The sequence below is a fragment of the Pseudoduganella dura genome (assembly GCF_009727155.1).
Taxonomy (GTDB): Bacteria; Pseudomonadota; Gammaproteobacteria; order Burkholderiales; family Burkholderiaceae_D; genus Rugamonas; species Rugamonas dura.
In genome coordinates this window covers 2,556,273-2,570,176 of record NZ_WNWM01000002.1, presented here as the reverse complement: position 1 = coordinate 2,570,176, position 13,904 = coordinate 2,556,273, and the positions used below count along the sequence as shown (strand labels likewise).

Annotated in this window: 8 protein-coding genes; 7 read left to right on the top strand and 1 reads right to left on the bottom strand. The window is 69.8% G+C overall.

What is annotated here, in order from left to right:
• Positions 1 to 7: 7 nt before the first annotated feature.
• From GJV26_RS11265 to ychF, 7 genes are all read left to right on the top strand, one after another.
• The gene (locus GJV26_RS11265; protein ID WP_155708902.1) at positions 8 to 7,591 is read left to right on the top strand and encodes a non-ribosomal peptide synthetase; all 7,584 of its coding nucleotides are present in this window, start codon (positions 8 to 10) and stop codon (positions 7,589 to 7,591) included.
• 37 nt (positions 7,592 to 7,628) lie between these two features.
• Entirely contained in the window at positions 7,629 to 7,820 is a 192-nt protein-coding gene (locus tag GJV26_RS11260; RefSeq protein WP_155708901.1) for an MbtH family protein, read from the top strand.
• A 2-nt stretch (positions 7,821 to 7,822) separates the two neighbouring features.
• Positions 7,823 to 9,046, top strand: a complete 1,224-nt coding sequence (locus tag GJV26_RS11255; protein WP_155708900.1) for a DUF711 family protein — start codon at positions 7,823 to 7,825, stop codon at positions 9,044 to 9,046.
• 11 nt (positions 9,047 to 9,057) lie between these two features.
• Complete coding sequence (locus tag GJV26_RS11250) at positions 9,058 to 9,813, top strand: thioesterase II family protein (protein ID WP_173346185.1); 756 nt, start codon at positions 9,058 to 9,060, stop codon at positions 9,811 to 9,813.
• Entirely contained in the window at positions 9,785 to 10,669 is an 885-nt protein-coding gene (locus GJV26_RS11245; protein WP_155708898.1) for a 4'-phosphopantetheinyl transferase family protein, read from the top strand. Before GJV26_RS11250 ends, GJV26_RS11245 begins: the two co-directional genes overlap by 29 nt.
• 56 nt (positions 10,670 to 10,725) lie before the next feature.
• Positions 10,726 to 12,321: a sensor domain-containing diguanylate cyclase gene (locus tag GJV26_RS11240; protein ID WP_155708897.1), complete on the top strand. Its 1,596-nt coding sequence runs from the start codon at positions 10,726 to 10,728 to the stop codon at positions 12,319 to 12,321.
• A 99-nt stretch (positions 12,322 to 12,420) separates the two neighbouring features.
• On the top strand, positions 12,421 to 13,512 hold the full coding sequence (gene ychF, locus GJV26_RS11235) for a redox-regulated ATPase YchF (protein ID WP_155708896.1): 1,092 nt from the start codon (positions 12,421 to 12,423) through the stop codon (positions 13,510 to 13,512).
• 35 nt (positions 13,513 to 13,547) lie between these two features.
• Here the strand turns inward: ychF and GJV26_RS11230 are convergent, their stop codons facing one another.
• Positions 13,548 to 13,889 carry a hypothetical protein gene (locus GJV26_RS11230; protein ID WP_155708895.1) on the bottom strand — a complete coding sequence of 114 codons (342 nt, stop codon included), beginning with the start codon at positions 13,887 to 13,889 and terminating at the stop codon, positions 13,548 to 13,550.
• Between the last annotated feature and the right edge of the window lie 15 nt (positions 13,890 to 13,904).

Below are 13,904 nucleotides of genomic sequence, written 5' to 3'. Positions count from 1 at the left end.
GAACGGCATGAACAAGAAGGACATTTTCGAAGTGCACCGCCTGACGCCCCTGCAGCAGGGGATGCTGTTCCACACGCTGGAGGCGCCGGGCAGCGGCGTCTACGTGGAGCAGTTCGCCTGCCCGGCGCCGGCGCGGATCGACGCGGCGCTGTGGCAGCGGGCATGGAACATGGCGCTGGCGGCCCATCCGCCGCTGCGCGCGGCGATCGCATGGGAGGGGCTCGACCACCCGCTGCTGGTGGTGATGAAGGAAGCCGCGATGGACGTGCGCGAGATCGATGCCGCCGGCGACGACGATGCGGCGTTCGCCGCGCGGCTCGACACCCTGCGCGCGGAAGAGGCGGCACGCGGCTTCGACCTGCGCCGGCCCCCGCTTCTGCGCCAGGCGCTGCTGCACCGCGCGGATCACAGCGTGGTGTTCTGGACCTATCACCACATCCTGCTGGACGGCTGGTCGGCATTCGCGGTGCTGGGCGCCGTGCGCGCCGCCTACGCCGCGCTGGAGGCGGGCGAAGACTGGCAGCCGCGGCCCGCGCCGGCCTACCGCGACTACCTGGCGTGGCTGAACGGCCGCGACATGAAGGCGGCGGAAGAGTTCTGGCGCTGCCGCCTGCGCGGTTTCCATGCGCCCACGCCGCTCGGCCTGGTCCGCGCGGCCGGCGATGGAGATTTTAGCACTGCGGCGCAGGGCGCCAGTGCGACCATCGAGCTGGGCGAAGCGCTGGGTGCGCGGCTGCGCGAAACGGCCCGCGCGCTGCGGGTCACGCCGGGCACGCTGCTGCAGGCGGCCTGGGCGCATTTGCTGGCGCGCTACAGCGGCGAGGACGACGTGGTGTTCGGCGCCACCGTGGCCGGCCGCCCGGCCGAGCTGGAAGGGGCCGATGCGATGATCGGCCTGTTCATCAACACGGTGCCGGTGCGCGTGCGCATCGACCCGGCCGAGCCGGTGCGCGCGTTCGCCGCGCGCCTCGGCGCCGAGCTGGTGGCGCAGCGGGAGCACGAACACGCATCGCTGACGGATATCGCCGGCTGGAGCGGCGTGCCGCGCGGCCGGGCACTCTTCGATTCAATGCTGGCGATCGAGTCGTTCCCGTACACGGAAGGCGTGAGCCTGCCCGACGTCACCGTGTGGCAGCAGACCAGCTTCCCGCTGGCCGTCGTCATCGACCCGGTGGGCCGCATGCGCGTCAAGGCGCTGTACGACGCGCGCCAGCTCGACGGCGCCGCCGTGGCGGGCATGCTGGAACATTACCGCACGCTGCTGGACGGGATGCTGGCCGATACCGATGCGCCGGCCGGCACGCTGGCCATCGCGCCCGCCGCCGACCTGGCGCTGCAGGATGGCTGGAATCACCGTCCCGCCGCCGGCAGTGAAAATGCCGAACTGGGCGAACTGCTGGCCCGGCAGGTGGAAGAGCGCCCCCACGCGCTCGCCGTTGCCGCCGGCGCGGAGCGCGCCACGTACCGCGAGCTCGACCTGCATGCGCGCCGCATCGCGATGCGCCTGCTGGCGGCCGGCGTGAAGCCGAGCGGCACGGTGGCGTTCGCGTTCGAACCGTGCGTGCCGATGATCGCGGCCCTGGTGGCGATCGCGCGCCTGGGCTGCGCCTATGCGCCGCTCGACGTGCGGCTGCCGGCGGCGCGGCTGGCGCAGATGATCGCCGACCTGAAGATCCGCCACCTGGTGACGGACAATGCCCACGCCGCGCTGTTCGACGTGCCCGGCCTGACGGTGCTGCTGACCGGATACGAAGACAACGAAGATCATATTGATGGAATGCGCGGCGGCCAGGGTGGAAAGGCCGGCGGCAGGGGCGGCGTGGCGCAATGGCCGGCCGTGCGCACGGACCGCATCCTGTACGTGATCCATACCTCGGGCTCGACCGGCAAGCCGAAGGCGGCCGGCGTGTACCACGACAGTTTCACCCGGTTCCTCCAGTGGTGGAACGGCGAGTTCGGCTTCGAGGCCGGGGAGGGCTGCCTGCTGGTCAACAAGATCACGTTCGACCTGGCGCAGAAATGCGTGTGGGGCGCGTTGACCACCGGCGGCGCGCTGCACCTGGCGCCGACCCGCCACTTCGACCCGCTGCTGGCGCGCGAGATGGTGCGCGAGCACCGCATCGCCTGGATCAACTGCACGCCGAGCATGGCCTACGCGCTGGCCGAAGCGGAGCCGGCACACCACGAACCGCTGGCCAGCCTGCGCCGGCTGTTCGTCGGCGGCGAACCGGTCGACAAGCGGCGGCTGGCGCCGTGGCTGCTGTCGCCCGCGTGCCGCGCGGAGCTGATCAACACCTACGGCCCCACCGAATGCACCGACCTGTGCACCACCCACCGCTTCACGCGCGACGAGTTCGTCGACCTGGCCGCGCCGGTCACCGTGGGCAGCGTGCTGCCCGGCCTGGCCGTGCATGTGCTGGACCGTTTCGGCAACCGGCTGCCGCTGGGCGTGACGGGCGAAGTGGCGATTGCCGGCGGCTCGGTCGGCACCGGCTACCTGAACAACGCGCGGATGAGCGCGGAGAAATTCCTGCCCGACCCGTTCCTGCCCGATCCTTCGATGAACGGCAAACGCCTGTACCTGACGGGCGACCTCGGCTACTTCCGGCCGGACGGCACGCTGGTCGTGCACGGCCGCGTCGATTTCCAGGTGAAGCTGCGCGGCTACCGCATCGAGCTCGATGCGATCGGCCACGAACTGCGCGGCCATCCGCAGGTGCTCGACGCCGTGGCCGGCGTGGCGCCGGACGGGCAGCGGCTGGTCGCCTGGGTGGTGCCGGCCGAAGGCGGCGCGTGGTCCGCGGCGCTCCAGCAGGCGTGCCGTGCGTACCTGGCCGAACGGCTGCCCGAATACATGGTGCCGGCGCAGTACGTGCCGCTGGACGCGCTGCCGCTGAACGCCAACGGCAAGCTCGATCGCGGCGCGCTGCCGGTGCCGCCGGCGAACGACAGCAGCGGCGCACGGATCGCCCCGCGCGACGCGATCGAGACGCAGCTGGCCGCCATCTGGGCCGCCGTGCTGGGCAACGAGGATTTCGGCGTGACCGACAACTTCTTCGACCTGGGCGGCCATTCGTTGTCGATCACGCAGGCCTATGCGCGGCTGCAGAAGGTGTTTGGCGTGCGCGTGCCGCTGTCGACGCTGTTCGAGCACCCGACCATCGAAGGGCAGGCGGCGGCCTTGCGCGCTGCCGGTGCCAATACCTGTGCCAATACCTGTGCCGGTGCAGGGCAGGCCGTCCCGAACGCGCCGGCCATCGTGGCCGGCCCGCGGCCGGAACGCGTGCCGCTGTCGTTCTCGCAATCGCGGCTGTGGTTCCTGCACCAGTACGATCCTTCCAGCATGGCCTATCACGTGCCGAACGCGCTGCCGCTCGCCGGGCAGGTCGACGGGGCCGCGCTGCAGCGCTCGCTGGACTGGCTGCATGCGCGCCATGAAACGCTGCGCACCCGCTTCCCCGAAGCGGACGGCACGCCGTGGCAGGAAGTGATGCCGCCGGCCACCGTGCCGTTCGCGGTCGACGACCTGCGCGGCGCCGCCGACGCGGCCGCGCGGCTGTCGGCCATCGCCACCGGCGAGGCGGCGCAACCGTTCGACCTGCACAACGGGCCGGTGGCCCGCTACCGCCTGGCGCAGACGGACGAGCGGGCCGTCCTGTTCGTCACGCTGCACCATATCGCCACCGACGGCTGGTCGATGGATGTGATGATGCGCGAGCTGTCAACTGCCTATGCCGCGTTCGCGGGCGGCGGTGCGCCCGTGGCGGCGCCGCTGCCGGTGCAGTATGCCGATTACGCGCTGTGGCAGCGCGCCGACCTGGCCGGCGACAAGCTCGGCAGCTTGGTCGACTGGTGGCGCGGCGCGCTGGAAGGCAGCCAGCCCCACATCGCCCTGCCGTACGACCTGCCGCGGCCGGCCGAGCGCTCCACGCGCGGCGGCCTGCACGTGTCGCACATCCCGGCCGCCACCTGCGCCGCGCTGCGCCGCGTGGCCGACGGCGCCGGCGCCACCGCGTTCATGACGTGGCTGGCGCTGTACGACCTGCTGCTGTTCCGCTTCAGCGGCCAGCACGACTTCAACGTGGGCAGCCCGATCGCCAACCGCGGCCTGGAAGAAACCGAAGGGCTGATCGGCTTCTTCGTCAACACGCTGGTGCTGCGCGCCCGGGTCGAGGGCACGCAAAGCTTCACCGCCCTGCTGGACGACGTGCAGCGCACCGCGCGCGGCGCCTACGACCATGCGGAACTGCCGTTCGAACTGCTGGTGGACCAGCTCAATCCGCCGCGCAGCGCCAGCACGCTGCCGTTCTTCCAGGTCGGCTTCGCACTGCAGCGTGCTTATGAAGACACCTCGCTGATCGACAGCACCGAGTGGATATCCCGCTTCGACCTGCAGCTGGTGCTGTACGAGGGTGCCGATGGCGGCCTGCGCGCGCACTGGGAATATTCGAGCGACCTGTTCCAGCCGGAGACGGTCGCCCGGCTGGCCGACGCCTTCGCGCTGCTGGCGGGGCAGGTGGCGCTGGCGCCGGACCGCCCGCTGCGCGACTACCGGCTGCTGGAAGCGCCGCGGCGCGAACAGATGCTGGCGCTGGCGCAGGGTGCCCGCCCCACGCTGCCGGCCGCCACGGTGCACGGCCTGTTCGCGCAGCAGGCGGCGCTGGCGCCGGCGCACATCGCGCTGGTGCAGGGCGACGCGCAGCTGAGCTACGACGAACTGAATCGCCGCGCCAACCGGCTGGCGCATCACCTGCTGGCGCAGGGGGCCGGCCGGGGCCGCGTGATCGGCCTGGCGCTGCCGCGCACGCCGCAGCTGATCGTGGCGCTGCTGGCCGTGCTGAAGGCGGGTGGCGCGTACCTGCCGCTCGACACCGAGTATCCGCGCGAACGCATCGCCTGGATGCTGGAAAACGCGCAGGCCGCCGCGGTGATCACCGACGCGGATGGCGCCGCGCTGCTGCCGCCGTTCGGGGGCGAAGTGGTGCGGATCGACGATGCGAAGATCGCAACGCGCAGCGACGCCAACCCGGACCTGCCGCACGATCCACTGTCGCTGGCCTACCTGATGTACACGTCCGGCACGACCGGCCGGCCGAAGGGCGTGATGATCGGGCACCGCAGCATCGTGCGGCTGGTGCGCGGCACCGATTTCGCCGACCTGTCGGCCGGACGCACGTTCCTCCAGTATGCGCCGGTGGGCTTCGATGCCTCCACGCTGGAGATCTGGGGCTGCCTGCTGAACGGCGGCCGCCTGGTGCAGGCGCCGGCCGGCGTGGTGGGCCTGGATGGGCTGGCGGCGCTGATCGGCCGGCAGCGCATCGATACGCTGTGGCTGACGGCCACGCTGTTCAACAGCATGGTCGACCAGTATCCGCACGCGCTGGCCGGCGTGCGCCAGCTGATCACCGGCGGCGAAGCGATGTCGCCGGCACATGCCGCCAGGGCGCTGCGGGCAATGGAGGCGAATGGCGGTGTGCTGGTCAACGGCTATGGCCCGACCGAATGCACGACGTTCGCCGCCACCCACCGGGTGACCGAGGATGATGTACACGGCAACGCGGTGCCGATCGGCCGGCCGATCGCCAACACGGCAACCTACGTTCTGGACGACACCATGGAACCGGTGCCCGTGGGCGTGGCCGGGGAACTCTACATCGGCGGCGCCGGCGTGGCGCAGGGCTACCTGAACGCGCCGGAGCAGAACGCCGAACGCTTCGTGGCCGATCCGTTCGCAAGGGATGGCGAACTGCGGGGTTCGCGCCTGTACCGCACCGGCGACAAGGTGCGCTGGAACGCGGGCGGCGAGCTCGAGTTCCTGGGCCGCATGGACGAGCAGGTGAAGATCCGCGGCTACCGGATCGAACCGGCCGAAATCGAGGCCCACCTGGCCGCGCACCCGGCCGTCACCGGCGCGCTGGTGCTGGCGCTGGGCGAGGGCGTGGACAAGCGTCTGGTGGCCTACGTGACGGGTACCGATCTTTCTCCGGCCACGCTGCGCGACTGGCTGGCGCAGCGGCTGCCGGCGTTCATGGTGCCGGCATCGTACGTGGTGCTGGAGCGCTGGCCGGTCACCGCCAACGGCAAGGTGGATCGCCGCGCGCTGCCGTTGCCGGATGCGGACGCCGCCGGCGTCGGCGACTACGTGGCGCCGGCAACGCCCACGGAACAGGCGGTCGCCGAGGTGTGGGCCGCACTGCTGGGCGTGGAGCGGGTGGGCGCCACGGCCGACTTCTTCGCATTGGGCGGCAATTCGCTGACCGCCACGCAGCTGGTGGCAAAGGTTCGCTCCGCACTGGGCCACACCGTCACGCTGCCGGAATTCTTCGCCGAACCCACCGTGCGGGCGATGGCGTTCCGCATCGACCATGCCGACGAGGCCCGCGCGCGGGACGCGGCGGAAAGCTGGCTCGACGGCGAAGCCGAATCGGCCATCGCGCTGCCGGCCCCGCTGCCGCCGGTGGCGTCCGGCCTGGAGCACGTGCTGCTGACGGGCGCCACCGGCTTTGTCGGCGCCTACCTGGTGGCCGAGATCCTGGACCAGTGGCCGCGCGTGACGCTGCATTGCCACGTGCGCGCCGCCGATGCCGAAGCCGGCCTGCGGCGCCTGCGCGACAACCTGACCCAGTATGGCCTGTGGCGTGACGCGTTCGCGCCACGGCTGCGCATCGTGACCACCGACCTGTCGCGCGAGCGGCTCGGCATGGACGGCGACGCCTACGCGGCGCTGGCGCACGACGTCGACCTGGTCGTGCACAACGCGTCGCGCCTGAACCACGTGCTGCCCTACCACGCGCTGCGGCACGACAACGTGGAACCCACGCGCCGGCTGCTGGAGCTGGCCGCCACGGCGAAGCGCAAGGGTTTCGTCTACGTGTCCACCGCCGGTGTGCTGCAGGGGGAGGGCACGGGCGGCACCGTCGACGAGGATTTCGCCGTCGAAAGCAAGGGCCAGAGCGCCCGCGAGGGCTACAACGCCAGCAAGTGGGTTTCCGAGCTGATGGTGCGCCGCGCCGTGCGCGCCGGTATCCCGGCGCGGATCGTGCGGCTGGGCCGCGTGGTCGTCGACAGCCGCACCGGCACGGGCCGCACGGACGACTTCGTGGCGCTGTTCGTGCGCACCTGCCTGCAGGTGGGCAGCTACCCGGACCGGCCGCTGGTCGAGCAGTGCATCGCGGTGGACCACGCGGCGCGCGCCATCACGGCGCTGGCCGCGGACTACACCGGCACCGGCGTGCACCACCTGATCGGCGACGACCGGCGCGACTGGAGCCGGCTGCTGCCCGATTTCGTGGACTGCGCCGGCGCCGGCCTGCGGCGCGTGCCGATCCGCGAGTGGGTCGATGCGATCAAGGAACACAGCGCGGTCGAGCCTCTTCCGTTCGCCCCTTACCTTTTCTGGTGGGACACGGACGCCGGCGCGCCGGAAGAAAAACGCCTGAAGATCAGGGAAGCGCAGACCGTGCGCCGCCTTGCCGCCCTTGGCGTGCGCGAGTCGCGCATCGGCGCCGATGCCTGGCAAAACTACCTCGCCGCCATCTTCGCCGCCGAAGGGCGCACGGCCACGCCGCGCAAGCGCGGCTTCTTCGGCTGAACCCGAAATCAAATACTACATATACCTGGAGAGCATCATGAACACGACGGCATTCAATGTTGTACGCAACGAAGAGGAACAGTATTCGGTATGGCCGGCCTGGCGCCCGGTGCCCGCCGGCTGGACGACGGTGGGCGAACCGGCCAGCCGCGAAGCGTGCCTGGAGCGCATCGAAACGCTGTGGACCGACATGCGGCCGCTCAGCCTGCGCACCGGCGGGGAGCGGTGATCATGCCGATCCTGCGCACGATCACCTTCGGCCACGCCCTCGACGGCGCGGCCCCCGAAGCGACGGCGGAACGGGTGCGCGGCTTCTTCGCGCACGCCCGGCGCCTGCTGGACGAAACGGCATTGTCGGCACGCTGCCTGCGCTACGTGGCGCCGCCGGTCGAACAATGGCTGCCCGACGGCGATGCCGCCACCGCCGGCCGCGTGGCCGTGCGGCTCGAACAGGCGCTGGGCGAGGATATCTGGTGCTGCCTGCCGGGCCCCGCCTGCGACAGCCAGGCCAGCGTGGGCCGGCGCGTCGACCTGATCGACGCGATCGTGGGCGAAACGCGCCACGTGTTCACCAACATGAGCGTGGCGGGCCAGCAGGGCCTGCACAACGAAGCGGTGACGGCCGCCGCCGAGACGATGGCGCGGCTGGGTTCCACGGCGGCGCGGCAGCAGGACAACTTCCGCTTCGCCGCGCTGGCGTGGATCAAGCCGGCCACGCCGTATTTCCCCGCCGCCTGGCACGACGGCGCGCCGGGCTTCTCGGTGGCGCTGGAACTGGCCGGCCCGTTCCTGGAAGCGTGCGGCCGGCACGACAACTTCGCCGACCGGCTCGATGCCTGCCGCCGGGAACTGACGGGCCGCGTGGCCCGCGTGCTGCCGGTGCTGGTGCGCCTGGCGCGCGAGCAGGGCGTGCGGTTCCTCGGCTTCGACCTGTCGCTGGCGCCGTTCCCCGGCGACGAGACCAGCGCCGTGGCCGTGGTGGAAAGCCTGAACGGCAGCCGCATCGGCCAGCTCGATTTCATGTTCGCGCTGTATGCGATCAACGACATGCTGCAGCACTCGCTGCCCAGCCTGCCGATGGTGGGCTTCAACGGCACGATGCTGTCGGTGCTGGAAGATACCCGGCTGGCCGAGGCCACCGCCAGCGGCGACGTGGGCGTGAAGGACCTGCTGCTGTATTCCACCGTGTGCGGCTGCGGCCTGGACATGATTCCCGTTTCCGCCGACAGCGATCCGGCGCGGCTGGCGACGCTGGTGCGGGCGATTTCCACCATCGCGCAGAAATGGCGCAAACCGCTGATCGCGCGGCTGCTGCCGAGCACCACGAACGCGCGCGGCATCACCCGCTTCGAGCACGATTTTATCGTCAACACATCGGTGCTGCACCTCGATGCGCCCACCTTCATGCCGACCGAGCGGGTCGGCGTCTTTGAACCGCTGCGCCGCGCAGCCTGAGGAGAATCATCGTGAATCCCTGGTTTACCCATTTTTCCCGTCCCGCCCCGCATGCCGCTGCGCGCCTGCTGTGCCTGCCCAGTTCGGGCGGCGGTTCCACGCTGTACCGGCCATGGCTTGGCGGCCTCGATGACGTGGAACTGCATGCGGCGCTGCTGCCGGGCCGCGAGCGGCGCATGCTCGAACCGCCGGTGCAGACGATGGCCGCCATGATCGACGGCCTGGTGCCGGCAGTGGCCGCGCTGGCCGACAAGCCGTATTTCCTGTTCGGCCACAGCATGGGCGCGCTGATCGCCTTCGAGCTCACGCGCTCGCTGCTCGCCCGCGGCATCGCCCCGCCACGCAGGCTGTTCGTCTCCGCGTTCCGCGCGCCGGACCTGCCGAACCCGAAGCGCGACCTGCACCCGCTGCCGGACGACGAATTCATCGACGCGCTGCGCGAATACGGCGGCACGCCGGACGCGGTGCTGCGCCACCGCGAAACGATGGAAGTGCTGCTGCCGATGCTGCGCGCCGACTTCCGCATGCACGAGACGTATCGCTACCACGCCGCGCGGGCCTTGCCGGTGCCGATCACGGCGCTGGCCGGCCGCGCCGACGATGCCGTGCCGGCCAGCCAGATGGGCGGCTGGGCGAAACAGACCGACGCCGGCTTCGACATGCACCACTTCGACGGCGCCCATTTCTTCATCCACGACAATCGCGACGCGGTGCTGAAAACCCTGGGGGAATCGATCCATGAAGAACTTGCCGTTGCCTGGGACTGAACCGCTGCTGGTGTGGGTGCGCACCGCCGACGTGGCGGCCGCGCTGCCCCAGGCGGAAAGCTGGCTCGGCGCCGCCGAGCGCGACAAGGCGCGGCGCTTCGTGTTCGACGGCGACCGCGCCGATTTCCTCGCCAGCCGGTTCCTGCTGCGCCGCGTGCTGGCCGAGCTGGCGCACACGGCGCCGGAACGGCTGGCGTTCGAAACGAACCGCTGGGGCAAGCCGGCCCTGTGCGGCCGGCCGGAGCTGACCTTCAACCTGGCGCATTGCCGCGGCGCCGCCGTGTTGCTCGCGGGCGGCGGGGCACCGGCCGGCGTGGATATCGAAGCCGTGGTGCCGGGCCGTGCCGATCCGCTGGTGGCGCAAGGGCTGTTCCACCGCGCCGAGCAGATCCAGCTGCTGGCCAGCCCGCGCTGCGGCTACGACCGGCTGTTCCTGCGCTTCTGGACATTGAAGGAAGCGGTGCTGAAGGCCGAGGGCAGCGGCCTGGCGCTGCCGCTGGACGCGTTCGCGGCGCTGTTTGATGCCGACGCGATCGTGCCGCTGACGGTGCCCGCTTCGCTGGCCGGCCGGCCGTTCGCCTTCGGCCAGGCGGAGCTGGCGCCGGACCTGGTCTGCGCGTGGGCGCGGGTGACGGGCGACCGGCAGTCGCCGACCACGTGGCAGCTGCAGGCCACCGGCGCCGTGCTGCCGGCACCGCAGGTGCGGCTGGGGGCTGGCAGTTATCGGCCGCGGGCCTTTGCCAGCCGGTCCGAAACGGTGGGAAAGCGATGTCCGAAAGTCCATGTTGAGGCTTTGCCGCAACTGATCGATAACCTGCCGCCAACATTGCGGGAGAACGGCTGCCTTTCAATGTGAATGCCGCGAATGCTGGCTTATACTCGGAAATAATTTTCTCTCCAGCAATAAGCCAGATGACCGCCTCCGACAGTCCGCCCGTATCCGCGTGGCGCCAGCGCCTCGCCGGGGCGGGACTGGCGCCGCTGGTGCTCGTTCCAGCACTGGTGCTGGCCGCGGGGATGGCCGCGCTGCTGGCGTATTTGATAACATGGCAGAATCAGGTCGGGCGGCTGGAGCGGGCCGCCGTGCCCCGCCTGGAGCGTTTCGCCATGCAGCTGTTCGCGCCGCCCAGGCGCTACACCTACCTGCCGCACCTGCTGGCGAACGACCGCACGCTGCGCGATGCGCTCAGCCACCCGCGCGATTCCGCCCTGGTCCGCGAAGCCAACGCCTATCTCGAACGGCAGCGCGAGCGCACCGGTGCCACCGTGCTCTATATGCTCGATGCGCATGGCACCGGCATCGCCGCGTCGAACTGGCGCGAGAAGATCAGCTTCGTGGGCGTCAACTATGCCTACCGGCCGTATTACACCCGTGCGCTGGCCGACGGCGACGCGCATTTCTACGCGATGGGCACCACGTCGCACCGTCCCGGCTACTTCCTGTCGCAGCTGGTGACGAAGGACGATGGCGGCGTGCTGGGCGTGGCCGTCGTGAAGGCCGACCTGACGATGCCCGATGTGCGCGACTACGGCGGGGAGGTGCTGGTGACCGATGCCGGCGGCGTGGCGTTCCTCAGTTCGCGCGCCGACTGGCAATACCGGCCGTTGAAGGCGCTGTCGGCCAGCGACGGCGCCAGCGTGGCCCGCACCCGCCAATACGACGGCGTGCTGCGCGCGCCGCTGGACCTGCGCACCAAGCGCACGCTCGACAGCGGCGCCGCCATCGTCGATATCGGCGAATCGGGCCATTACTACATGGTACGCCGGCCCGTGCCGGAGACGGACTGGCACGTGAACCTGCTGCTGCCGCTGGAAGATGTGGATGTGGCGGCGGCCCGCATGGCGCTGCTGGCCGCCGGCGCGGTCGCGCTGGCCGCGCTGTCGCTGTTGTACCTGTGGCAGTTCCGCCTGCGGCTTGCCGAGCGGGAGCGCTCGCGCGCCGAACTCGAAGGGGCGCATGCGGCCCTCGCGCGGCAGCACGACGCGCTGACGGCTTTATCGGACCAGTTGCGCGTGCAGTCGTCCACCGACAGCCTGACGGGCCTGTTCAACCGCCGCCACTTCATGGAGAGCCTGGAGCGCCTGCTGGGCACGGCGCAGCGCCACGGCGAGCCGCTGGCGGCGATGCTGGTGGACGCCGACCATTTCAAGCGCGTCAACGACGAACACGGCCACCCCGTGGGCGACGAGACGCTGCGCCGCCTGGCCGCCGTGCTGCAGGAGGAAACCCGCGACGGCGACGTGGCGGCCCGCTACGGCGGCGAGGAATTCATCATCGCGCTGCCCCGCACCGATGCCGCCGCCGCGCTGACCGTGGCGGAGCGGATACTCGACCGGGTGCGCGCCATCCGCACGCCGGTGCCGGGCGGCACGCTGACCGTCACGGTGTCGATCGGGCTGGCGGTGGCGGGGCCGGGCGAGGAGATGGCGGAGCTCATCCGGCGCGCCGACGCCGCGCTGTACGAGGCCAAGCGCGGCGGCCGCGACCGGGTGGTAACAAGCGCCTGACACCGCGCCGCGGCAGCAGGCGGGCGCTATAATGCGACTATTTTCCGCACCGCGCACAGCACTGCCGGCGACGGCATTACACATTTCACAAGGAATTCCATGAGTCTCAAATGCGGCATCGTCGGCCTGCCAAACGTCGGCAAGTCCACCCTCTTCAACGCGCTGACCAAGGCCGGCATCCCCGCCGAGAACTACCCGTTCTGCACGATCGAGCCGAACGTGGGCGTGGTCGAGGTGCCGGACCCGCGCCTGAACCAGCTGGCCGCGATCGTCAAGCCCGAGCGCATCGTCAATGCCATCGTCGAATTCGTCGACATCGCCGGCCTGGTGGCCGGTGCATCGCAGGGCGAAGGCCTGGGCAACCAGTTCCTGGCCCACATCCGCGAAACGGACGCCATCGTCAACGTGGTGCGCTGCTTCGAAGATGAAAACGTGATCCACGTGGCCGGCAAGGTCAGCCCGCTGGACGACATCGCCGTGATCCAGACCGAGCTGGCGCTGGCGGACATGGGCACGGTGGAAAAAGCCATCCACCGCGAAAACAAGAAAGCCCGCTCCGGCGACAAGGATGCGGCCAAGCTGGTGGCACTGCTGGAACGCGTGCTGCCGGCGCTGAACGAAGCGAAGCCGGTGCGCGCGCTGGGCCTGTCGGCCGACGAGATGGACATCATCAAGCCGCTGTGCCTGATCACGGCCAAGCCGGCGATGTACGTGGCCAATGTCTCCGACACCGGCTTCAAGGACAACCCGCTGCTGGACCAGCTGACCGCCTACGCGGCCGAGCAGAACGCGCCGATCGTGGCCATCTGCGCCGCGATCGAAGCGGAAATCGCCGACCTGGAAGATGCGGACAAGGCCGAGTTCCTGGCCGACATGGGCATGGACGAGCCGGGCCTGGATCGTTTGATCCGCGCCGGCTTCAAGCTGCTGGGGCTGCAGACGTACTTCACCGCTGGCGTGAAGGAAGTGCGCGCGTGGACGATTCATGTGGGGGATACCGGGCCGCAGGCGGCTGGTGTGATTCACACGGACTTCGAGCGCGGGTTCATTCGGGCGCAGACGATTGCTTTCGATGACTTCATCACCTACAAGGGTGAGGCTGGCGCGAAGGAGGCGGGGAAGATGCGGGCTGAGGGGAAGGAATACGTTGTCAAGGATGGGGATGTGTTGAATTTCTTGTTTAACGTGTAAGGATTTGGTCGGAATCTGGTGGATTTCGATGAACACTAGAAAACCCTGGCTTCCATATGGAACCAGGGTTTTTTCTTCGGTAAGAACGCTGCTGAATGTGATAGGCCGACTACCCATGATTGTTCGCATATTCGCGCGCGCACCTGATGCCAGGGTTTTTCGGTACAGAGTATAGATGCGGTTGTTTCAGTGGCGAGCTGCTTGTCGAGCATCTTAATCTTCGTCGGACCGATGCATTGCATTTCACGCTGTTGCAAAACGGCATTCGATTGCTGTCTCGTGTTCGCAGCATCCGCTTTTTCGATCGCGAGGCAGGCGAATCGAACGCCGGTCGCAATGCATTGCCGCAGTAGAATGCCGGTCACATCGTGCTGCAAGCCCGCACCTATCTG